Below are 20,484 nucleotides of genomic sequence, written 5' to 3'. Positions count from 1 at the left end.
CCGTCGTCATCGAAGCCCAGCCACCAAACGTCTTCAACGAAGCCGCCAAGCGTGCTGTTCTGAAATTCAAATACAAGCCGCGTGTTGAGAATGGCAAGCCGGTCTCCGTGCCCCATGTTCAGCACTTGATCTCATTCAAGATGGAAAAGAAGTAGCCATGCGCATCCTTCGCTCGATAGCAGCGGTACTGTGCGTAGCGCTGGCAACGCAAACCTTCGCGGCTGACAAAAAGCCACCACCGGTCAAACCACCTACAAAACAAACGCAGGTGATTCGCGCCGAAGTCTATAAAAAGATGGACGTCGCGCAGAAAGCGTTTGAAGCCAAAGACTACAACGGCGCGATCACTGCGCTGGATTCGATGAAGGCGGGCTACGAAAAGCTCAACGACTACGAAAAAGCCACGCTGTGGAATATGTATGGCGCGACGTTCTACACCAAGGGCGACACCAAGAGCGCGATCAACGCTTACATCAATGTATTGCAGCAGAAGAATCTGCCAGATGCCTTGAGAGATGGCGGCCTGCACACGCTAGCCCAGCTCTACTTCATCACTGAGGAATACGACAAGGCTATTTCAGTTGTTAAGAAATGGATGGCGGTCATGACGACGCCACAGGCTGACGGCTATGTGCTGATGGCCCAAGCGTATTACCAGAAGAAGAACTACAAGCAGACCGAAGTAAATCTGCTGCAAGCACTTCAGATCGCACGCACGCAGAACATCGTGCCGAAAGAAAACTGGCTCGCACTCTTGCGCGCGGTGTTCTACGAAGAGAAGCAGTACGTCAAATCGGCCAAGGTGCTTGAGATTCTGATCTCGCTGTACCCAGAAAATGGATCGTACTGGCAACAGCTGGCTGGCATGAATGGTTTGCTGGAGCGTCAGCAAGAGCAGATGTACATCTTGCACGGTGCTTATCGCGCAGAGTTGCTGAAGAACGAAAGCGACTTCTTGAACTTGGCGCGTCTGTACATGGTGCAGGACATTCCGTATCCAGCGGCGCAGTTGATTGCTCGCGGCATGAAAGCCAAGGTCATCAAGATCAATGCCGAGACGTTGCAGCTTTACGCTCAAGCGCTGGTGATGGCGAAGGAATACGAGCGTCAGATTCCGGTGCTGACGAAGCTGACCGAGCTGACGGGTGAATCGAAGCACTTTGTTTATTTGGCACAGGCTTATTTCCAGATCGACAAATGGCCTGAAGCAGCAGAGGCACTGCGCTCAGCGCTGAAGGCTAAGAACATCACTAAGCCAGCTGAGATCCAAGTGCAGCTCGGTAACGCACTCTATAACTCAGGGAAGCTTGAGCAGGCGCGAGACGTGTTTGCTGCTGCGGCTAAGAATCCGAGCACGGCGGAGTCTGCAAAAAACTGGGTGAAGTTTGTTACAACCGAAATCGACAGAAAGAAGGCTCTAGCTAAATAGCAGAGGTTCTGCCCTACAAATCTCGGCGGCCGCTGTAATCCAGCGGCCGCTTTGTTTTGAGCGATATCTTTTTATGTGGCAATAAATTGTAGGAATAAATTTCAATGTCTGACATCAACTCTGAACTCGAACTCTTTCGCGATAGCGTTAAGCGCTTTCTGGCGGATCAAGTTGCTCCTCATTATCCAAAGTGGGAGAAAGCCGGAATTACGCCACGCAGTTTGTGGAATCAATTCGGTGAGGCTGGACTGTTGTGTGTCGACATTCCTGTTGAATACGGCGGTGCAGGCGCGCCATTTGAATTCTCCGGCGTCGTTCTGGAAGAAGTAGGCCGCATGGGCTTTGGTGCGCTTGCAGCAAACCTTGCCGTGCATTCGGACATTGTCACGCAGTATGTGAATCACCTCGGGACCGAAGCTCAGAAACAGTATTACCTTCCCAAGTTTGTATCGGGCGAGTTTGTAGGTGCTATTGCGATGAGCGAGCCGGGTGCAGGCTCTGATTTGCAGGGCGTTAAGATGAATGCCGTTCGCGATGGCGATGACTTTGTCATCAATGGTTCGAAGACTTTCATTACCAACGGCCAGCATGCTGATGTCATTGTGACCTTCGCTAAGACTGATCCGGCTGCCGGTGCCAAGGGCACGACGTTATTCCTGGTTGATGCGACGACGCCTGGTTTTGCTCGTGGTCAGAATCTGGAAAAGATCGGACAGCACTGCGGCGACACTTCAGAGCTTTTTTATAGCGATGTGCGCGTGCCTGCGACCGCAGTTCTCGGCAGTATCGGCCGAGGTTTCGGCCATCTGATTGATGAACTTCCACGCGAGCGATTGACCTTGTCGATCGGCGCCATTGGGGCCGCCGAAGGCGCGCTGGAAATCACCATCGACTATACGCAAAACCGCAAAGCTTTCGGTAAGCCGATTTCGAGCCTGCAGCACATTCGATTTGAATTGGCTCAGATGAAGACTGACATCGAGATGACCAAAGCTTTCGTGCGTCAGTGTGAGCGGCTGTATGTCGAAGGTAAGTTGGATGTTCCGACTGCCGCAATGTGCAAACTCGCTGCCACAGAGAATCAGTTCAAAGTGGCTGACCGCTGCCTGCAACTGTTCGGTGGCTACGGCTATATGACTGAGTATCCGATCTCACGTTTCTTTTGCGACGCACGCGTTCAGCGTATCTACGGCGGAACTTCAGAAATCATGAAAGAAGTGATTGCGCGGTCTATCGTCGGCCGCTAACAGCGAGCGTTTGTAAGCAAACTTGTTATGCCCTTCCTTCATGGGAGGGGCAGTGAGTTCGCTTCCTGCATAATCTTCACGTCGGTTAAGGAGTCTCACGTGAAGAATGCGCTGCTGAAGTTTTCGTTCATTGTTATTGGCCTGTCAGTCTTTGCGCCGACGGCAAATGCAAAGAATGACGCGGATGCTAAAACGCGTTGCGAAGTCCTTGAAAATCTCGTTATTCCTGACTTGAAGATTAAGTCGGTGAAAGTGCTGTCGCCTGAAGCGGGCCAGCCTGAATATTGTCGCGTCACTGGTTTTGTCGGACGCGCAGGCTTTGAGTTGCGATTGCCGACATCGCGTTGGAACGGCAAGTACTACATGGCGGGCTGTGGCTCGTTTTGTGGAACGCTCCGTACCCAAGATCCTGCCTACAAGGACGGTATCTCGCGTGGCTATGCCACCATCGTGACTGACGCGGGTCATCAGTCATGGACTCCAGCTGGAACCAAATGGGCGCGCGATGATCAAGAGGCTCGCACCGATCATGCTTGGCGTGCAATTCATAATGTTGCAGTTGCCGGACGCCAGATTACGCAGGCCTATTACGGCTTCAACGTGAAGCGTGCGTATTTCAATGGTTGCTCCAACGGCGGACGCCAAGGCTTGATGGAAGCTGCGCGCTTTCCGGATGATTTCGACGGCATTCTTGCAGAAGCACCCGCGCAGAATGTTTTATCAATGCTGATGGTTTGGACTAATACATTGCTGTCGGACACTGCTGCCGATGGCAAGAGCATCTTCAACGCTAAAAAAATGCCGCTCGTGCAACGTGCAGTTGCTAAAGCCTGTGGCGATGCTGATGGTGTGGTGAGTGATCCGCAGAACTGCAAATTTGATCCTGCAGTTTTGCAATGCGCTGTTGCAGACAGCCCTGATTGTCTGAGCGCAGCCGATGTGAGCGTATTGCGCGCGTGGTATGGCGGCCCGTCGGGCTCGGCAGATTATGAAAACTTAGGTGGTGTGCCGTTTGGTTCAGAAGTGTTCTGGACTGGGCGTGGCGGCGTGCCTTTAATTCTGCGTGCGATCTGGCCCTTCATGTCAGGAGGCCTGCCGATAGATTCAGTTCTGCTCCCGCTCAAATATGGGTCAACGCTGCTGATGCGTGACGTGTTGGCGACGCCTGCTTTCGATTCCGATTACAACGCAAAAAACTTTGATCCTGCGCGCGATCTTCCACGTCTGAAGAAATTTTCTGCAGAGATGTCGCCTTCCAGTGATCTCCGTGCATTCAAGGCCAGTGGCGGCAAGCTATTGATCACACAAGGCACTGCAGATGTCGCAGTGCCACCTGCTTTCACGATCGACTATTGGCGCAAGACTCAAGCAAGCCTTGGAACGCAAGCGCCGAACACGGTGAGAATGTTCATGGTTCCGGGCATGGGACATTGCGGCAATGGTGATGGCCCGCGACTGCCGGGATACGACACTGGTGACTACGATCCTCTTACCGCTCTCGAGAAGTGGGTGGAGCAGGGCATAGCACCGGACGCAATCATTGCAACGCGTCGCGATGAAAGCGGACGCGTTACGCGTAGCGAGCCGCTGTGTGCGCTGCCTGCGCGGGCGGTGTATTTAGGGAAGGGTGATCGCGCCAATCCGCAGAATTGGCTTTGCCGCTGAATCAGGCATAGAGCGCGCGAGACATGACGTGTGTCAGCGCTTCGATCATGCGTTCACGCTGAGCGGGCTTTTGCACGGTAAGCAACTGTAAGCAGCAACGTTCAACCATCCAGGTCAGTGCATCCGCAACTTCAGGGCTAGCATCAGCATTGGCCCATCCTGCTTTCTGGCCGCCTTTCAAGACGGCGCGCATATTGGCCATCAAGTGCATCATCGTTTCCTTGAACATCGCGGCGACGTCCGGGTCGTAAGCGGAGGTCTCGGACACCGCAAGCATGATGGCCTGATATTTAATGTAGACCTGAGAAATGCTTTTAAGCGCTTGATGCAGGACGACCCGCTGCTCGGGATGCTCATGCTCAAACCATACATTTGTCGCGCCGACTAACTCCTGCGTGACGCGCTTCATTAGTCGTCTGACCAGTTCGCCCTTGTCTCGGAAATGCATATAAAACGTCGAGCGCGCGATACCGGATTCTTTTGCGAGATCTTCAACGCTCACTGACGTAAAAGTGTGCCCCGAAGTTAAAAGCCGGGTCATCGCATCAGTAATCGCATCTTCCACAGCAGCGCGTGTGTCTGGACCTTTAGAGCGGCGTCGGCGAGTGATCGAGGTCATAGCTGAGTGGGGTTCTATTTTTGTAACAATGAATCATGGAATACAGGCTGTCTACGACATTATGACTGGACACAGTGTCCGATAGTTGATATCGTGGATTTATTCAAAAATATAAAGCTTGATACGTGTGGCGTTTTACGGCGCACCGAGCTACACCGCTAGTGCGTTGAAATGATCAGGATGATGACTTCGCAATGATTGGTATCTCCGCTATTTATGCTGAGATTCCCGAGCAGCGTATTCCCACAGAACCTCGTATTGATGCACTCGGTATCCCGCTAAAAACACTGCAGGATCGAGTAGGGGTCATAAAGACTTCGCGCAAGGCATCCGATCAGGACACGGCTGATCTTTGTGTCGCTGCCGCCGAAAAATTATTTGCCTCAGGGCGTGTCCGCCCGACTGACGTCGACTGCGTCATTGTCGTTACGCAGAACCCTGATGGCCAAGGACTTCCACAGACCTCTGCGATTGTTCAGGATCGATTAGGTATATCGGAGAACTGCGCTTCATTCGATGTCTCGCTGGGTTGCTCTGGATATGTCTACGGACTATCCATCATCAAATCATTCATGCAGGACAACGGCCTGCGCTGCGGCCTTTTATTTACCGCAGATCCATATTCCAAAATTGTCAGCGAGAGCGATCGCTCAACTGCGCTTCTCTTTGGAGATGCCGCGACGGTCACATTGATGACTGAATCGCCTGTTTGGAAAATTGGAAAGTTTGACTTCGGAACAGCCGGCCGTTTGGGACAGTCCATTCGTAAATCAGAAGATGGAACGCTGGTGATGGACGGACGCGCAGTTCTTGGTTTTTCGATGAGCCAAGTTCCCGGCAGTTTGCAGCGCGTGGCTGCTGCAAATGGAATTGCTTTGGAACAGATTGATCGCTTTGTGTTGCATCAGGGCAGCCGAGTCGTCGTTGAAAACATCGCTGAACGCTTGAAGGTTGAAGACAAGACCGCCTTCTATGCACAGAACTACGGCAATACCGTCAGTTCTTCGATTCCGATTGTTCTGGCTGAAAACCTTTTGGAGTCTGATCGCTGTGTAGCGATTTCTGGATTTGGAGTAGGGCTCTCGTGGGCCTCTGCTGTGTTGGAAAAAGTTGCGTAAACGCCGCTGGCTAGCGCCAGCATTAATTATTTGGAGAATGTTATGAGCAGTTTTGAAGACAAAGTAAAAGCAATTATTGCTGAGCAACTCAGCATCAGCATCGAGAGCATCGTTCCAGGCGCTCGATTTGTAGAAGACCTTGGCGCCGATTCTCTGGATACCGTTGAGTTGGTGATGGCGCTTGAAGAGGCGTTTGAAGTTGATATTCCAGACGAAGAAGCTGAAGGAATTCGCACGTATAACGATGTGCTCGCTTATCTCAAAGCACATGCAGCGAAGGCTGCCGCATAAGCCAAGCGTTGAGTTTTACCTTTATTAATTTCTGTCTGAAGAAGTCCAAACATGAATCGTCGTCGCGTTGTTGTTACTGGAATGGGGATTGTGTCCCCGGTTGGATCAACTATTGAATCCGCTTGGTTGAATGTGGTGTCGGGAAAATCCGGTATCAACTTCATCAAGAAATTTGACACGTCGACGTACACGACGCGTTTTGCCGGATTGGTCGCAGACTTTAATGCGGCCGATTATCTGGGCCCGAAGGAAATCAAGAAGACCGATCCGTTCATTCAGTACGGCGTTGCTGCTGCAAAGCAGGCGGTGACTGATTCAGGTCTCGACATCACGAATTCAAATCGCGATCGCATTGGAATCTGCGTTGGATCAGGCATCGGTGGCTTGGGAACAATTGAAGAAGAATGCGCGACGTTGCAGGCCAGTGGCCCGCGCCGTGTTTCGCCATTCTTTATTCCGGCATCAATCATCAACATGATCTCCGGATACATTTCGATTGAACTAGAAATTACTGGTCCTAATCTCGCGGCTGTGAGCGCATGTACGACTGCGACGCACTCGATCGGGTTGGGCGCACGTTTGATTCAGGCTGGCGATGCGGATGTATTTATTGTCGGCGGTGCCGAATGCGCATCGACTCCCGCAGGCATGGCCGGATTCTGTCAGGCGAGGGCGCTTTCAACTCGCAACGACGATCCTCAAAAAGCCAGCCGTCCTTGGGATAAGGATCGTGATGGCTTTGTGCTGGGCGACGGTGCAGGGGTGTTGGTCATTGAAGAATATGAGCACGCCAAGAAGCGCAACGCGCGTATCTATGCTGAGCTGATTGGCTTTGGCATGTCTGGTGATGCGTATCACATCACCTTGCCGCCAGATGATGGCAATGGCGCAGCACGCTGCATGCAGAATGCATTGAAAGATGCCGGCATTAATCCAGATCAGGTTGACTACATCAATGCACATGGCACTTCGACGCCTGCCGGTGATTTGGCAGAAACCAAAGCAATCAAGACAGCTTTCGGCGATCACGCGATGAAAGTTGCGGTGAGCTCAACTAAATCAGTGACGGGTCATTTGCTGGGCGCCGCCGGCGGTATTGAAGCGATCTTCGCTGTGCTGTCTATTCGCGATCAGGTTATCCCGCCAACGATCAATCTCGAAAATCCTGGCAAGGGCTGTGATCTGGACTATGTGCCCGGAACAGCAAGAAACGATGCCGTGGGTATCGTGGTTTCGAACTCATTTGGATTTGGCGGAACGAACGGTAGTTTGATCTTTCAACGTCTACAGTGATTGAATAGCGGCTCACCTAGCTCTAAATGATTAATCCTCGTGGCGTCGCCTAGAAACCCCTCATTCAATTCGCTGCGCATGTTCGAGGCGGTTGCTCGTCTGCGCAGCTTTCGCAAAGCTGCGGATGAGTTGTTTGTAACGCCTGCAGCGGTGACTCACCAGATCAAAGCACTGGAAGATCAGCTGGGTATCGCTTTATTTGTTCGACTTAGCCATGGCATTGAACTGACGCCACCAGCGGAAGCGGCTTTGCCTCGATTACAGCAAGGGTTTGAGACGGTCTCACAAGCGGTCCGTGAGTTACGCGATTTTGGACAGTCGCCAAGACTCACGATCTCCGTTACCTCAACTTTGGCATCACGATGGATGGTGCCGAGGCTCGAAAGTTTTCTTTCTAAACATCCGGGCGTTGATGTTCGAATTTTGGCGAGTCGGCAAATTATTGATGCCTCTGACTACAACCATGATGGCGATTCCCATACAACGCCGTCGCAAAGCCCGGACATCGAGATTCATTTTAGTAATGGGCCGCCACCGGGCGAGTATGTAGATCCCTTGTTCTCGGTCTATGTCGTGCCGATGTGTCATCCGCGCTTGATCGAGGCGTCGCCGCGATTACTCACGCCAGACGATCTGCGCCACCGCACCTTGCTTCATGGCGACAGTAGCCTGTCGGATCGTGAGCAATCAGGATGGGCAAAATGGCTCAAGCACGCTGGCGCCACCATGGTTGATCCGCGCCGTGGCCTGCAGCTGGATCACTCGACCTTGGCGCTAGAAGCGGCTGCGGATGGTTTGGGGGTCACGCTGGCAATGCCGATGCTGGCCAGCCAGGAACTTGCGGAAGGAAAGGTTCGAATCCTCTTTCCAATTGAGCTCCCGATCACCAAATCCTATTTCGTGGTCACTTCGCGATCAGCAATCCACCGGCCTGAAGTCAGTGCTTTCCGCAACTGGCTGTTGGAAGAGGCCCGTAAAGATAGCGAGCGGAGCGCTTCAACCTACGTTGCGACAGCCGCAAATCCCCCAATTAGCTCATCAGAAGGCCCAATAGCGGCCAAAAAAAAGGCCACCAAAAGGCGGCCTGAATAGTAGATCCCGTGGGGGGATCTGGAGGAGATCGGTTAAGCGGTTTCTGATTACTCGCTTGAATTAATTGATAATTGATTTAAAACGCGCGGCTAGCAGTTTCTGGTCGACAACTGAGTCAAGAATGGACGTCGTAGCCATCGCGATGAAGGTTGCGCTAATCAGCGACAGAACCAAGATTTCAGCGGTAGTCGTAAACAATTCCATGTCAGTGCTCCATTTCCTTGTGCGTTTTGTACGACGCCATTGGACTCTTTATTGGGCAAGCCAACAATTGATTTTTATTCGGTTTGTCGCTTAGAAAAAGTTAATGGTGGAATCGTATATAAACTTCATAATGTATATTATGTTAAATAATAGAAACACCGATAAGGCACGATTAAGTAGTGACAAATTGACGAATAAGCTGTGAAGATGTTATAAACCGCGGCTTAATTTTTAGTCCCCTTGGATAGAGTTCGGATGAAGGCAAAGAAAAGTAGCGCTAAGAAAGTGGCCAAGCCGGTTGCGGCTAAGAAGCCTGTAGCGAAAGCAAAGCCGGTGAAAAAGCCAGTTGCTGCCAAGAAAGTAGTTGCTAAGAAGCCTGTGGCGAAAGCCAAGGCTGCGAGCCCTGCCAAGAAGCCAGTTGTGGCTAAGAAGCCGGCCGCTAAGCCGTCCAAGCCAGCAGCAAAATCGTCCGCTGGCTTCTCAATTAAGGCTGCTGCAGCCAAGTTGAAGAGCGCGCTGACGACCAAGAAGCCTGAGCCTAAGCCAGTCAAAAAAGCGGCTGTGCCTGTCGTCGCTAAAAAGCAGCCTGCTCCAGTGCCAGCTAAAAAGCCGGTTGCTGCGCCAGTTGTTAAGGCAGAGGTTGCCAAGCCTGCTCCAGTTCCTACGCTGAAAGCCGTGGTGAGACCTGAAGCGGCAGTTCCAGTTAAAGCGAAGCCAAAATTCGTCGGCAAATTGCCATCGAATTACGTGTCGCCGAAAGGCGTGCTGACTGAAGATCAGATTCGTAAATCGCATGACCGCGATTACATGAGCGATAGCCAGCTGGAATTCTTCCGCCATCGTCTCCTGCAGATGCGTAATGAAGTTCTGGAGCGCGAGTTGGACGTTAAAGAGCGTCTGCACCAGCGCGAAGTGTTTGCTGATCCGGCAGACCGTGCAACGGCTGAAGAAGAACATTGGTTGGATCTTCGTCTGCGTGAGCGTGAATCGCTGCTGCTTCACAAGGTTGACGACGCTCTGCGCCGCATTGCTGACAGAGAGTATGGCTACTGCGAGAAGACTGGCGATGCCATCGGCATTCCGCGTCTGCTGGCGCGTCCTACGGCTACGGTTTGCGTAGACGTTAAGGGTCAGGACGAGCGTATCGAGTCGCAGTTCCGCGATCGCTAATTAGTCTTTAAACGTTTGATCAAAAGAGCCACTTTCGAGTGGCTCTTTTGTTTTGTGCGCCCAAAAATCCGCAGATTGTTAAAACGCGGGCAAAACAAAGCCTCTGGCCATTTTCAGGACAGAGGCTTTTAAGTTGTGTGTATTTTGAGGCCAATGGCGAGGACGCCTGCGCCCTGCTCTATTTGCAGCTTCAAAAATTGGTGCGACCGGCCGGAATCGAACCGGCACAGCTTGCGCCGGGAGATTTTAAGTCTCCTGCGTCTACCAGTTTCGCCACGGTCGCTTGATCAATGAATGCTAGCAAGTGGAGGCTACGGCCGGAGTCGAACCGACGTACGGGGATTTGCAGTCCCCTGCATGACCGTTCTGCCACGCAGCCATTTGCTAACAACTAGAGCCACAGTTTACTGGCTCTTTAACTAAAAAACCTCGTGGCAACGAGGTTTTCTATTAAAACTTGGAGCGGGAAACGAGATTCGAACTCGCGACCTCAACCTTGGCAAGGTTGCGCTCTACCAACTGAGCTATTCCCGCGTTGCGAGGTGCGTATTCTAGTGTCGGCAAACTTTAAGTCAAGCACTTTCTTTCATCATTGGCCACGCAGCTTTGAGATAAATGACCATTGACCATATTGTTAGCGCTGCAGCCACAAAAAGTAGTGCAAAACCCATATCAAACCATGGCAGCCCGAAGGTTGGGATCTCCCAGATCATCATGCCGATTGCAGTCATTTGAAAGGCAGTCTTGAGCTTGCCGATCCAACTTACCGCAACATTGGCACGGCTGCCCAACTCAGCCATCCATTCACGCAGCGCCGAGATCGTGATCTCGCGACCAATGATGATAGCCACCAGCACGGAGAACAAAGGGTTTGCATTGCTTTGGGCGTGCAACAACATCACGAGACACACGGCGACCAGAAGTTTGTCTGCGACGGGATCTAGAAACGCACCAAACTTGCTGGTTTGTCCCCAGCGGCGCGCGAGCCATCCGTCAAACCAATCGGTGATACACGCCGCTGCATAAAGCACAGTGGCGATTTGGCGCGCATAGGGAATCGGCAAATAGAACAATGCGAGCACGACAGGAATGACTGCTACTCGCAAGATCGTAAGCCACAAAGGCAAGGTCAGCCGCATAGTTCCTGTCGCACAGAATTCATTGCTGGAGACTTTATCAGTAATTAATGGAAGTGGGCGTAGATGCGCTCAGCCAGCGTGCGATTGATGCCTTCAACTTTGGCCAACTCGTCAACCACTGCACGTTTAACCTGCGGCAAACCACCTAGCGTTTTGAGCAACGCGCGACGGCGTGCGGGCCCAAGGCCCTCGATTGTTTCCAGGCCCGATGTCACGCGAGCTTTATCACGGCGGCCGCGATGACCGGTGATCGCAAAGCGATGCGCTTCATCGCGGATGCGTTGAATCAGATGTAGCGCCGGAGAATCAGGCGGCAGTCGCAAAGGCTGATCCTGTTCTGGCATCAACAATTCTTCCAATCCAGGTTTGCGTGTTGGGCCTTTGGCAATCGCGACGACGCGCAGATTGTCGATGCCGACTTCTTCCAGAGCGTCCATCGCAGACTTCAGCTGGCCTTGTCCGCCATCGATAAACAACACGTCTGGAATTTGCACTTCACCAGATTTGACTCTTGTATAGCGCCGCAGCACAGCTTGTCTGATCGCAGCGTAGTCATCGCCGGGCGTGATGCCATCGATGTTGAATTTTCGATAAGCCGATTTCAGTGGCCCTTCGTGATTGAACACCACGCAAGACGCAACGGCTTTTTCGCCGCCGGTGTGCGAGATGTCGAAGCACTCCATGCGCTGCGGTGGTTCTGCCAGATCGAGCGCATTGCGTAGTTCCAACAGCCTGGAGTCCATGCTCGCCGACTCCACTAAACGCGTCGACAGCGCTTGTGAGGCGGTTTGCTGTGTCATTTCCAGCAAGCGCACGCGCGTGCCACGTGCAGGTTTGCTGATCGATACTTTGTGTTGAGCCTGCGTCGTCAATGTGTGCTCAATCCAATCCATATTCTCAGGCTCATCGCTCAACAGAATATCTTTGGGAATCGGCCTGCCAAGGTAGTACTGGCCGATGAATTCTTCTATTAGCACCGCGGGTTCAATATTGTGTGGGTGGCGCGGGAAATAGCTGTGATGACCTAGATTGAGGCCATCGCGCACGCTCACCACCGTAACGCAACTGGCCGAAGCATGTGGCGCGACGACGATGACATCCATATCGCGCGTACCACCACTGATTGCCCTCGCCTCCTGCACACGCTTGAGGGCGCCAATCTGGTCACGCAAGCGTGCCGCACGTTCAAATTCCAGCGCTTCGGCCTCGCGCTCCATTTGCGTGCCAAGTTCTGTGGCGAGTTCATCAGCGCGGCCCTGCAACAGTCGCGTGGCGTTGCGTACATCGCTCGCGTAGTCCTTTTGCGAAATCATTTCCGTGCAAGGGCCCGAGCAACGTTTGATCTGATACTGCAGACACGGCCGATCACGATGTGCAAAGAAAGTGTCGTTGCACGGTCTCAGACGAAACAGGCGCTGCAAAGTATCGAGCGTGTAACGCACCGTCTGTGCGCTGGGGAACGGCCCAAAGTATTGATCCGGCCCTTTCTGAGGTCCGCGATAAAACGAGATGCGTGGATATTCGTGAGCGCTGATTTTGAGATAGGGATAACTCTTGTCATCCCGCAGCATCACGTTAAAGCGTGGATGCAGTTCCTTGATCAGCGTCGCTTCCAGAATCAGCGCTTGATCTTCGGTATTGGTGACGGTGATCTCGATCTTGCGGATCAGGTCGACCATCATCTCGGTGCGGGGGCTGCCGCTGGCGCGCAAGAAGTAACTTGAGACGCGCTTCTTGAGATTTTTTGCTTTGCCGACGTAAAGCAGCTCACCCTCGCTGCCAAACATCCGGTAAACCCCGGGTTGCGAGGTTAATTGAGATAAAAACGTTTTTGAATCAAACAGTTCTATTGAAGAGTTCATGTTGATTCGAGGTGTCCGCGCTGCGATTAATGCAAGCGCGGACGACTGGTTTTAGCTCAGCGCTTCGGCCTTTTCATCCAGCAGGCCATAACGCATCGCCATGCGGGTCAGCTCAACGTCGTTGGTGACGCCCAGCTTTTCAAACAAGCGATAACGATAGGTGCTGACCGTTTTAGGCGACAGGTGCAGGCGATCTGAAATGTCTTGCGTCGAATAACCTTTGGTGACCATCAGCATCACCTGCGTTTCGCGCTGCGAGAGCTGCTCAAACGGCGAACCGCCATTGCTGCCCTTGACCAAGCTGGCAGCCAGGTTTCCGGCGACGTCGGCAGCGACGTAATGTCCGCCCATCGAAACACGACGGATCGCGGCAACCACTTCATCTGCAGCCGAGTCCTTGCTGATATAGCCGTTGGCGCCAGCGGCCAACAGGCGGCTGGGGTACGGCTCTTCAAGGTGCATCGACACGACAATAATCTTGATATCCGGCAGGCGCTGCTTGAGGCGGCGCGTGGTTTCTAAGCCACCAATGCCCGGCATATTGATGTCCATCAGGACGATATCTGGAATCAGCGTGCGAGAAAGTTCGAGTGCTTCTTCGCCTGTGCTGGCTTCCGCAACGATCTCAATGTCTGGCACTTCGGAGAGAACTCGCTTGAGTCCTGCTCGTACCAAACGGTGATCGTCAACCAGCATAATTTTAATCATGAAAAGCTCCTAGCTAGCGACATATTAAGGCCTAATGACGCTGCTGGGGTGCGCTAAATGAATCTTTTGCAAAATGAGCGATACATCCCTACATTTTTACTGCGCAAACAGGCTAAAAAGCCTTATTCCGAGTCCTTAGCAGCAGGCTCTTCAGGCTCCGCATCGTCGCTGGCGTTTTCGCTCTGATCGGCGTCCTTCCACCCAGCAAGACCTTTGGCACTCATCGGCCGCACGCCTTGTTCCCTGTGGCTGCCGCTTTTGAGGGTTTGCTCTTGTGGATTGCGACCCCGAACAGCTGATGGGCGCTCAACGAAGTCACGCCCTGTTCTCGCCGCCTCCCGTTCAGCTGAACGGGAATAACCTGTATCCGGCGCGCTGTTAGCTGTTGAGGCAGCAGATGGAGTTGAGCTGCGACGAATCACATACTGATGACCATCTTTGCTGGCAGTCAGCATGTCAGCGCCGATTGCTTCGATCAGATAGCCGCCAGTGATTGAATCGCCTTCAGCAAAGGCTTGAGTCGCTTCTGTTGTGATTTCTTGCAGCCAGCCTTTGGACTTTTTGCGGTTCGCATCAACAATCGTTCCGACCAGACGCAAGCCTGTCGGCCCTGTGTCAGCCGTACTCGGTGTGACAGAAGTTGCTGTTGTCGCTTGAATGTTTGTTCGTGCTGATGAATTAATCGCAGATGCTTCAAAGGTGCTGGCCGTTGTTGTCGCTTCACTGGCGACAGAATTTTGGCCTAGCCAATATCCAGCCCCAAGTCCAAAGCAAAGACCCAATCCAGTGCCGATGATTACTGCGCGCATTGAAGTAGACACAAGTATTTGTTTCCTTGTTTGCGAGCTGGATTAAGAGCCAGCAAGATCGCCATCATATTTGTTTTTATTACTAATCCAGCATGGACAAAAAGCCGGCCTTTAAGGGCCGGCTTTTTTATAAAACGAGGAAGTCTTCGTTATTCGCAGAGGCCAGAGAGATTCTGATTGCTAGTGCCTAGCTGCTTCGTGTAGTTAACAGAGAACGTACCGTCAACAATTGTTAGCCCAGCATCTTCTACAAAATCTGTAACGTCTCCAACCAATCGCGTAATTTTCGAGCCCGTGAAAGTAATTTCACGAGCTACATTCATTTTTGCGGATTTAGTCTGTAGCGCAGATGCCGTGCCGTAGATATGGCTCTTGTTTAACGAGCTGCAGTTGTCCTCTGTCGTTGGAAAATAAAGTTCAGTAGTGCTCAAATAAGTATGAGCGCCACTTTTGCCATTCGCAGGATAAACAGCCTGAGCATTCCCATTGCAGGCATTAATCGCTGCAACCAAGCCGACAATTTGAGAGGTGGATTTATTCCAGACAACATAATTTTGGCCGCTGCAATACCTCGTATCGCCAATATAGCCAAGAACAAGATTCTTCTCATTTAGCAACGGCGTATTGACGTCGTTGCCCATCATCAAACGAATCAATTTTTGATTCGTTACTGTGACCGAGAAAATCTTATATGCGCTGGAAGCGATTTGTTCGGTTCCCTTAATTTTTACTGTGCCAGTCGCTGGATATACAGGAACAGGTGAAGGGCCTCCTGCGTTGGCAGCGCTTGCTGCGGCAAGGATGGCGAGACTAGAAACAGCGACTAGTACTTTTTTAAGCATGGTGATTCTCCCGTAAGGTGCGCCTGACTCTGTCGACAGGCTGACCTTGATTATCGGGAGATGAATGCTCAAGCGGCATCCTCTGGCAGAGAGGATTGCGCAAGGTGGAGAAAAAGCTTAGCGCGACTTGATCTTTAGGCCGCGATTCGCAATTTAGCTTTGTCTTATAAAAAAGCCGACCTTATGGCCGGCTTTTTACAATGCGCAGAAACTTTTTATTCATCGCATTCTTCGTAAAGCTCCTGACTTGTCGTGCCTAACTTCTTTGTGAAATTAACGCTGATTGAGCCATCAACCACGGTTAGAGCTGTGTCATCAGAACGATCATAAGCGTCTCCGACAAAGCGGGTAAATTTAAAGCTTGTCCCAGTGTCCGTACCGCCCGTTAATACTTTGCGAGTTAAAAGCCCCTGAGCATATATGTCGCCGGATAGTAGGCTCTGATTCAATGAGCTGCAGTTATCCGACGTGTTTTCAAGGCGCACGTAAGTTGTTTCAAGGTCGGTTCTTGTGCCGCTTTTTAAAGATGCAGGTTTTGAAGTTTGAAACGAAGTCCCATGACAGCTATTTACAAAACCAAGCACACCAACAGCTGTGTTTGTAAGTTTATTCCAAACGACTAACTGGGCTTCGCATGAATAGAACGGGCCATAAGGCACATACCCAAGAACAAGATTTTTTTCGTTTGGAAAAGGCGTGTTGATGTCGTTACCCATCGCCAATCGAATCAACTTTTGATTATTGGCGCTACCAGAAACAATCTTGGATGCCCCCGCCTGGAGATATTCGGTTCCTTTAACTTTTATGGTTGCTGTAGCTGGATAGACAGAATAAACCGGCGGGCCTCCTGCGTTTGCAGCACTTGCTGCAGCGAGGATGGCGAGACTAGAAACAGCGAGCAGTATTTTTTTGAGCATGATGATTCTCCCGTAAAGTGCGCCTGACTCTGTCGACAGGCTTGCCTCGATTATCGGGAGATGACTACTCAAGCGGCATCCTCTGGCAAAGAGGATTGCGCTAGCTAATAAAGTGGTCTACGCAAATTATTTATCGTGCTATTTATCGTGCGGCAAGAATCACGGCGTTGTGTTTGCTTCTGGTTCACTTTCTGCCAGTTTTGCCAACGTCGCCAATCCACGTTCGTACTCGTTCCCAATCCAGCCATCCAACGCCATGCCAAAGTAGCGGCTGATGATGTCGTTGCCCATGGCGGTGTCGTAGGCCCACGCCACTTTGGTGCCCTCGCCTTGTGGCGTTAGCGTGAAGGTTGCGGTTGAAGCGTGTTGATAGCCGCCGAATTGCAGCGTGGTTTTCACACGTTGGTTGAGAACGCTTTCAATGATTTCCTGGCTGCCAGTGCCAACTGATGCGTTTCCGCTCCAGCTCAGTCGCGCGCCAACGCCTTCTTCAGGGCCGCCGTAGGTCAGCGTCATGTGCGGATCCAACTTGCCCCAAGGTGACCAGCGCATGAATCCGTGCAGATTATTGATCAGTGGAAACACTACGTCTGGTTTCGCCTTCACAACAACTGAACGTTCGATGTGAGCACTATTCGGTAGCGTGAAGCCGACGCCGACCAGCAGGACGACAAAAACGATGACGCTGATCATGAAGGTCTTGAGAGATTTCATTTGTGCACCTGTTTTATTTTTTTTGTGTAACGGGAAGTTACGCCAGAGATGCAATGCAGGCAACGTATAAAAAAAGAAAGGGCCGCACGAGGCGACCCTTTCTTGTGAAGCATGCAGCCAGTTCTTAGTGGAACTGTTCTTCTTCGGTCGAACCGGTCAGCGCCTTAACCGAGGACGAGCCGCCCTGGATTACGGTGGTGACGTCGTCGAAGTAGCCAGCGCCCACTTCCTGCTGGTGCGAAACGAAGGTGTAACCCTTGTCGCGTGCAGCAAATTCTGGTTCCTGCACCATCTGCGTGTAGTGCTTCATGCCTTCGCCGCGGGCGTAAGCGTGAGCAAATTGGAAGGTGTTGAACCAGTTGATGTGGATACCAGCCAAGGTGATGAACTGATACTTGTAGCCGAGTGCCGACAGGTCTTCCTGGAACGACGCGATCTGCGTGTCGTTGAGGTTCTTCTTCCAGTTGAAAGAAGGTGAGCAGTTGTACGACAGCAGCTTGCCTGGGCATGCAGCGTGTACAGCCTGTGCGAATTCGCGAGCAAAGCCGATATCTGGCACGCCCGTTTCGCACCAGACGAGGTCAGCGTACGGAGCGTATGCAACGCCGCGGCTGATTGCCTGTTCGAGGCCATTCTTCACGCGGTAGAAACCTTCCTGCGTGCGCTCGCCCGTGAGGAACGGCTTGTCGTTAGCGTCGTGGTCGCTGGTGATGAGGTTTGCAGCTTCTGCGTCGGTACGAGCCAGAACGATCGTGGACACGCCCATAACGTCAGCAGCAAAACGAGCCGAGATCAGTTTCTCGATCGCTTCCTGCGTAGGAACCAGAACCTTGCCGCCCATGTGGCCGCACTTCTTAACGGCAGCCAGCTGGTCTTCAAAGTGAACGCCAGCAGCGCCCGACTGAATCATGTTCTTCATCAGTTCGAAAGCGTTCAGAACGCCGCCGAAACCGGCTTCTGCGTCAGCAACGATTGGCAGGAAGTAGTCAACGTGATCTTTGTGACCGGCTTCGATGCCACGTGCCCACTGAATTTCGTCAGCGCGCTTGAAGGTGTTGTTGATGCGGCGAACCATCGTCGGCACGGAGTCATACGCGTACAGCGACTGATCCGGGTACATGGTTTCGCTGGTGTTGCCGTCAGCTGCAACCTGCCAGCCCGAGAGGTAAACCGCTTCGAGGCCAGCCTTGGCCTGCTGCATCGCCTGACCGGCAGAGATAGCGCCGAAAGCGTTGACGTAGCCTTTCTTGGCGCCGCCGTTGACCTTGGCCCAGAGCTTTTCAGCGCCCTGCTTGGCGAGGGTGTGCTCGATCTGAACGTTGCCGCGCAGGCGGACGACGTCAGCAGCGGAATAGCCGCGCTTTACGAGTTTCCAGCGGGGGTTGGTTGCCCAATCTAACTCTAGGGCTTTGATTTGTTCGTCACGAGTGGCCATAACATCCTCTATGAGGTCATGTGGAAAAACAGGTCGGACTTACGTCCGGAAAATTGCGGCGCGGATTATAACTGCACTTTTTTTGCAGTGCACAACCTTTATTCAGATTAGATAAAAATTTCGAGGAAATCATGCCGATTTATGGTGGCTATGACCCTACCCGATTGGCATTTCGGCCTGATTTTTTGTTCTCGTCTGAAATGGGACGCACATTAGAAGTAGCGTCTAACTAACAGTTATTAATACACAAATGAAACAGGGCGCTTTCGCGCCCTGCTCCAATCGATCATTTTTATCGAGTCTCGACTTAGTCGAGGTAGCGATAACCGGGCAACGTCAAGAAAGCTTCGCACTTTGCCGCGGTCGACATGCGGGCAACGATGCCTGCGGCTTCAACAAAGCGGCCAGCGTAGAACTTTTCTTCGCCGAGCTGCTGCTTGTAAGCCCCCACTTCTTCGTCAACGATTTTCAGCACCAGCTCGCGGGTCACCTGGCGGCCGTCGGCCAGCGTGGCGCCGTACTTGAGCCACTGCCAAACCTGCGTACGGCTGATTTCGGCCGTTGCAGCGTCTTCCATCAGGTTATGGAGCGGAACGCAGCCAACGCCGCGGATCCAGGCTTCCATGTAACCGATGCCGACATTGATGTTGTTGCGCAGGCCGCCTTCTGTGATCTGGCCTTCAGGCTTGGTCAGCAGGTCTGAAGCTTTGATCTTGTAGTTGAACTGCTTCTTCAGCTGGTTCGGGGTCGGCATGTGTTCATCAAAGATGGCCATGGCGATAGGAACGAGACCCGGGTGAGCCACCCAAGTGCCGTCGTGACCGTTGCGCACTTCGCGCAGTTTGTCAGCGCGAACCTTGGCGAAGATTTCTTCGTTCTTGACCGCGTCTTTGGTTGGAATGAATGCAGCCATACCGCCCATCGCGAACGCGCCGCGCTTGTGGGTGGTTTCGCAGAGCAGCTTGGAATAGCTGTCGAGGAAGTGCTTATCCATGCCGACCTGCTGACGATCAGGCACAACCCAATCGCCGTGGGCGTTGAGGGTCTTGATGCAGGAGAAGATGTAGTCCCAACGGCCGCAGTTCAGCGCGACGATGTGGTTGCGCAGTTCATAGAGGATTTCGTCCATCTCGAACGCAGCCCACAGGGTTTCGATCAGCACGGTGACCTTGATCGTCTTCTGCGGCACTTTCAGTTCTTTCTGTGCGTCAACGAAGATCGCGTTCCACAGGCGTGCTTCGAGATGCGACTGCATCTTCGGCAGGTAGAAGTAAGGGCCGGTGCCGCGCTTGATCGCTTCCTTGGCGTTGTGGAAGAAGTACAGCGCGAAGTCGACGATGCCGCCAGGCGCTGGCTTGCCGTCAATCAGGATGTGCTTTTCTTCAAGGTGCCAGCCACGTGGACGCACGATCAGGGTCGCGACGTCTTTGTTGAGCTTGTATTCCTTGCCCGCTTCGTTGGTGTAGCTGATCTTGCGACGAACCGCGTCAGCCAGGTTGATCTGGCCAGTCATCATCAGATCCCAAGTCGGGCTGGCGGAGTCTTCAAAATCCGCCATGAAGCACTTGGCGCCGGAGTTCAGCGCGTTGATCACCATCTTGCGATCAACTGGGCCAGTGATTTCCACGCGACGATCCTGCAGGTCAGCAGGAATGCCAGCGATCTTCCACTTGCCGTCACGAATCTTTTTGGTTTCCTTGAGGAAGCCAGGCTTCTTGCCGGAGTCGATCAGGGCCTGACGCGTTTCGCGCAGTGCCAGCAGTTTTTCGCGGGCCGGAGCGTGCTTGCGGACCAGCTTGGCGACGAACTTGAGCGCCTCTGGGGTCAGAATCTTTTTGATGGCTGGCGTTAATTCGCCAGTGATCTCAATACCTTTTGGCAAGCTCATGCTGTGCTCCGTGAAGATGGGATGATGCGGTTAAATTTTGGG

20 protein-coding genes and 3 tRNA genes are annotated in these 20,484 nt (G+C 52.5%); 9 read left to right on the top strand and 14 right to left on the bottom strand.

Annotated features, from left to right (window positions below; all coding sequences use genetic code 11):
- Nucleotides 1–8 precede the first annotated feature (8 nt).
- The 4 genes from CJD38_RS18940 (at nucleotide 9) to CJD38_RS12890 (ending at nucleotide 4,341) form a co-directional block, all read left to right on the top strand.
- Nucleotides 9–155, top strand: coding sequence for an energy transducer TonB (locus tag CJD38_RS18940; RefSeq protein ID WP_366511321.1), 147 nt, complete (start codon nucleotides 9–11; stop codon nucleotides 153–155).
- Between the two features lie 2 nt (nucleotides 156–157).
- A complete protein-coding gene (locus tag CJD38_RS12900) occupies nucleotides 158–1,429 on the top strand; it encodes a tetratricopeptide repeat protein (protein ID WP_107940757.1) in 1,272 nt (423 codons plus the stop codon).
- A 104-nt stretch (nucleotides 1,430–1,533) separates the two neighbouring features.
- Nucleotides 1,534–2,676 carry an acyl-CoA dehydrogenase family protein gene (locus CJD38_RS12895; protein ID WP_107940756.1) on the top strand — a complete coding sequence of 381 codons (1,143 nt, stop codon included), beginning with the start codon at nucleotides 1,534–1,536 and terminating at the stop codon, nucleotides 2,674–2,676.
- Between the two features lie 99 nt (nucleotides 2,677–2,775).
- Entirely contained in the window at nucleotides 2,776–4,341 is a 1,566-nt protein-coding gene (locus CJD38_RS12890; RefSeq protein WP_161554232.1) for a tannase/feruloyl esterase family alpha/beta hydrolase, read from the top strand.
- A 1-nt stretch (nucleotide 4,342) separates the two neighbouring features.
- On the opposite strand, the gene CJD38_RS12885 is transcribed toward CJD38_RS12890, so the two are convergent.
- Nucleotides 4,343–4,960 carry a TetR/AcrR family transcriptional regulator gene (locus tag CJD38_RS12885; RefSeq protein WP_107940754.1) on the bottom strand — a complete coding sequence of 206 codons (618 nt, stop codon included), beginning with the start codon at nucleotides 4,958–4,960 and terminating at the stop codon, nucleotides 4,343–4,345.
- Between the two features lie 194 nt (nucleotides 4,961–5,154).
- Here CJD38_RS12885 and CJD38_RS12880 point away from each other — a divergent pair, with 194 nt between their 5' ends.
- Genes CJD38_RS12880 through CJD38_RS12865 form a run of 4 tightly spaced genes read left to right on the top strand, consistent with a single transcriptional unit; the run spans nucleotide 5,155 to nucleotide 8,754 of the window.
- Nucleotides 5,155–6,078, top strand: coding sequence for a ketoacyl-ACP synthase III (locus CJD38_RS12880; protein WP_107940753.1), 924 nt, complete (start codon nucleotides 5,155–5,157; stop codon nucleotides 6,076–6,078).
- A gap of 42 nt (nucleotides 6,079–6,120) precedes the next feature.
- Nucleotides 6,121–6,369, top strand: a complete 249-nt coding sequence (gene acpP / locus CJD38_RS12875; protein WP_107940752.1) for an acyl carrier protein — start codon at nucleotides 6,121–6,123, stop codon at nucleotides 6,367–6,369.
- Between the two features lie 51 nt (nucleotides 6,370–6,420).
- Complete coding sequence (gene fabF, locus CJD38_RS12870) at nucleotides 6,421–7,662, top strand: beta-ketoacyl-ACP synthase II (RefSeq protein ID WP_107940751.1); 1,242 nt, start codon at nucleotides 6,421–6,423, stop codon at nucleotides 7,660–7,662.
- 39 nt (nucleotides 7,663–7,701) lie between these two features.
- Nucleotides 7,702–8,754, top strand: coding sequence for a LysR substrate-binding domain-containing protein (locus CJD38_RS12865; protein ID WP_146165983.1), 1,053 nt, complete (start codon nucleotides 7,702–7,704; stop codon nucleotides 8,752–8,754).
- Nucleotides 8,755–8,814: 60 nt separating this feature from the next.
- Here CJD38_RS12865 and CJD38_RS18455 read toward each other — a convergent pair whose 3' ends face one another.
- Entirely contained in the window at nucleotides 8,815–8,958 is a 144-nt protein-coding gene (locus CJD38_RS18455) for a hypothetical protein (protein WP_161554231.1), read from the bottom strand.
- A 255-nt stretch (nucleotides 8,959–9,213) separates the two neighbouring features.
- Here CJD38_RS18455 and dksA point away from each other — a divergent pair, with 255 nt between their 5' ends.
- On the top strand, nucleotides 9,214–10,128 hold the full coding sequence (gene dksA / locus CJD38_RS18780; RefSeq protein ID WP_276307795.1) for an RNA polymerase-binding protein DksA: 915 nt from the start codon (nucleotides 9,214–9,216) through the stop codon (nucleotides 10,126–10,128).
- Between the two features lie 198 nt (nucleotides 10,129–10,326).
- Here the strand turns inward: dksA and CJD38_RS12850 are convergent.
- The 12 genes from CJD38_RS12850 to aceB form a co-directional block, all read right to left on the bottom strand.
- A tRNA-Leu gene (locus CJD38_RS12850) sits at nucleotides 10,327–10,411 on the bottom strand.
- A 22-nt stretch (nucleotides 10,412–10,433) separates the two neighbouring features.
- Nucleotides 10,434–10,507, bottom strand: a tRNA-Cys gene (locus CJD38_RS12845).
- A gap of 79 nt (nucleotides 10,508–10,586) precedes the next feature.
- A tRNA-Gly gene (locus CJD38_RS12840) sits at nucleotides 10,587–10,662 on the bottom strand.
- A gap of 38 nt (nucleotides 10,663–10,700) precedes the next feature.
- Nucleotides 10,701–11,267, bottom strand: coding sequence for a CDP-diacylglycerol--glycerol-3-phosphate 3-phosphatidyltransferase (pgsA, locus tag CJD38_RS12835; protein WP_107940748.1), 567 nt, complete (start codon nucleotides 11,265–11,267; stop codon nucleotides 10,701–10,703).
- 44 nt (nucleotides 11,268–11,311) lie between these two features.
- Nucleotides 11,312–13,129 (bottom strand): excinuclease ABC subunit UvrC, encoded by a 1,818-nt coding sequence (gene uvrC, locus CJD38_RS12830; protein WP_107940747.1) that lies wholly within the window; start codon nucleotides 13,127–13,129, stop codon nucleotides 11,312–11,314.
- 51 nt (nucleotides 13,130–13,180) lie between these two features.
- Nucleotides 13,181–13,837 (bottom strand): UvrY/SirA/GacA family response regulator transcription factor, encoded by a 657-nt coding sequence (gene uvrY / locus CJD38_RS12825; RefSeq protein WP_107940746.1) that lies wholly within the window; start codon nucleotides 13,835–13,837, stop codon nucleotides 13,181–13,183.
- 122 nt (nucleotides 13,838–13,959) lie between these two features.
- Nucleotides 13,960–14,658: a hypothetical protein gene (locus CJD38_RS12820; protein ID WP_146165982.1), complete on the bottom strand. Its 699-nt coding sequence runs from the start codon at nucleotides 14,656–14,658 to the stop codon at nucleotides 13,960–13,962.
- 137 nt (nucleotides 14,659–14,795) lie between these two features.
- Complete coding sequence (locus tag CJD38_RS12815) at nucleotides 14,796–15,488, bottom strand: hypothetical protein (RefSeq protein ID WP_107940744.1); 693 nt, start codon at nucleotides 15,486–15,488, stop codon at nucleotides 14,796–14,798.
- A gap of 215 nt (nucleotides 15,489–15,703) precedes the next feature.
- Nucleotides 15,704–16,405 carry a hypothetical protein gene (locus tag CJD38_RS12810; RefSeq protein WP_107940743.1) on the bottom strand — a complete coding sequence of 234 codons (702 nt, stop codon included), beginning with the start codon at nucleotides 16,403–16,405 and terminating at the stop codon, nucleotides 15,704–15,706.
- Nucleotides 16,406–16,564: 159 nt separating this feature from the next.
- Nucleotides 16,565–17,119, bottom strand: a complete 555-nt coding sequence (locus tag CJD38_RS12805; RefSeq protein ID WP_107940742.1) for an SRPBCC family protein — start codon at nucleotides 17,117–17,119, stop codon at nucleotides 16,565–16,567.
- Between the two features lie 124 nt (nucleotides 17,120–17,243).
- The gene (aceA, locus tag CJD38_RS12800; protein WP_107940741.1) at nucleotides 17,244–18,554 is read right to left on the bottom strand and encodes an isocitrate lyase; all 1,311 of its coding nucleotides are present in this window, start codon (nucleotides 18,552–18,554) and stop codon (nucleotides 17,244–17,246) included.
- 307 nt (nucleotides 18,555–18,861) lie between these two features.
- On the bottom strand, nucleotides 18,862–20,442 hold the full coding sequence (gene aceB, locus CJD38_RS12795; protein WP_107940740.1) for a malate synthase A: 1,581 nt from the start codon (nucleotides 20,440–20,442) through the stop codon (nucleotides 18,862–18,864).
- Nucleotides 20,443–20,484: the final 42 nt, after the last annotated feature.

The sequence above is a fragment of the Stenotrophobium rhamnosiphilum genome (genome assembly GCF_003052265.1).
In the GTDB taxonomy this organism is placed as follows: Bacteria; Pseudomonadota; Gammaproteobacteria; order Nevskiales; family Nevskiaceae; genus Stenotrophobium; species Stenotrophobium rhamnosiphilum.
This window is presented reverse-complemented; position numbering and strand designations above follow the sequence as displayed.

Excerpts from the sequence above, each read along its gene's own strand:
- CJD38_RS12885 (WP_107940754.1), bottom strand. The coding sequence starts at position 4,960 with ATGACCTCGATCACTCGCCGACGCCGCTCTAAAGGTCCAGACACACGC.
- dksA (WP_276307795.1), top strand. The coding sequence starts at position 9,214 with ATGAAGGCAAAGAAAAGTAGCGCTAAGAAAGTGGCCAAGCCGGTTGCG.
- CJD38_RS12895 (WP_107940756.1), top strand. The coding sequence starts at position 1,534 with ATGTCTGACATCAACTCTGAACTCGAACTCTTTCGCGATAGCGTTAAG.
- uvrY (WP_107940746.1), bottom strand. The coding sequence starts at position 13,837 with ATGATTAAAATTATGCTGGTTGACGATCACCGTTTGGTACGAGCAGGA.
- uvrC (WP_107940747.1), bottom strand. The coding sequence starts at position 13,129 with ATGAACTCTTCAATAGAACTGTTTGATTCAAAAACGTTTTTATCTCAA.
- CJD38_RS18455 (WP_161554231.1), bottom strand. The coding sequence starts at position 8,958 with ATGGAATTGTTTACGACTACCGCTGAAATCTTGGTTCTGTCGCTGATT.
- pgsA (WP_107940748.1), bottom strand. The coding sequence starts at position 11,267 with ATGCGGCTGACCTTGCCTTTGTGGCTTACGATCTTGCGAGTAGCAGTC.
- CJD38_RS12900 (WP_107940757.1), top strand. The coding sequence starts at position 158 with ATGCGCATCCTTCGCTCGATAGCAGCGGTACTGTGCGTAGCGCTGGCA.
- acpP (WP_107940752.1), top strand. The coding sequence starts at position 6,121 with ATGAGCAGTTTTGAAGACAAAGTAAAAGCAATTATTGCTGAGCAACTC.
- fabF (WP_107940751.1), top strand. The coding sequence starts at position 6,421 with ATGAATCGTCGTCGCGTTGTTGTTACTGGAATGGGGATTGTGTCCCCG.
- aceA (WP_107940741.1), bottom strand. The coding sequence starts at position 18,554 with ATGGCCACTCGTGACGAACAAATCAAAGCCCTAGAGTTAGATTGGGCA.
- CJD38_RS12805 (WP_107940742.1), bottom strand. The coding sequence starts at position 17,119 with ATGAAATCTCTCAAGACCTTCATGATCAGCGTCATCGTTTTTGTCGTC.
- CJD38_RS12810 (WP_107940743.1), bottom strand. The coding sequence starts at position 16,405 with ATGCTCAAAAAAATACTGCTCGCTGTTTCTAGTCTCGCCATCCTCGCT.
- CJD38_RS12815 (WP_107940744.1), bottom strand. The coding sequence starts at position 15,488 with ATGCTTAAAAAAGTACTAGTCGCTGTTTCTAGTCTCGCCATCCTTGCC.
- CJD38_RS12880 (WP_107940753.1), top strand. The coding sequence starts at position 5,155 with ATGATTGGTATCTCCGCTATTTATGCTGAGATTCCCGAGCAGCGTATT.
- aceB (WP_107940740.1), bottom strand. The coding sequence starts at position 20,442 with ATGAGCTTGCCAAAAGGTATTGAGATCACTGGCGAATTAACGCCAGCC.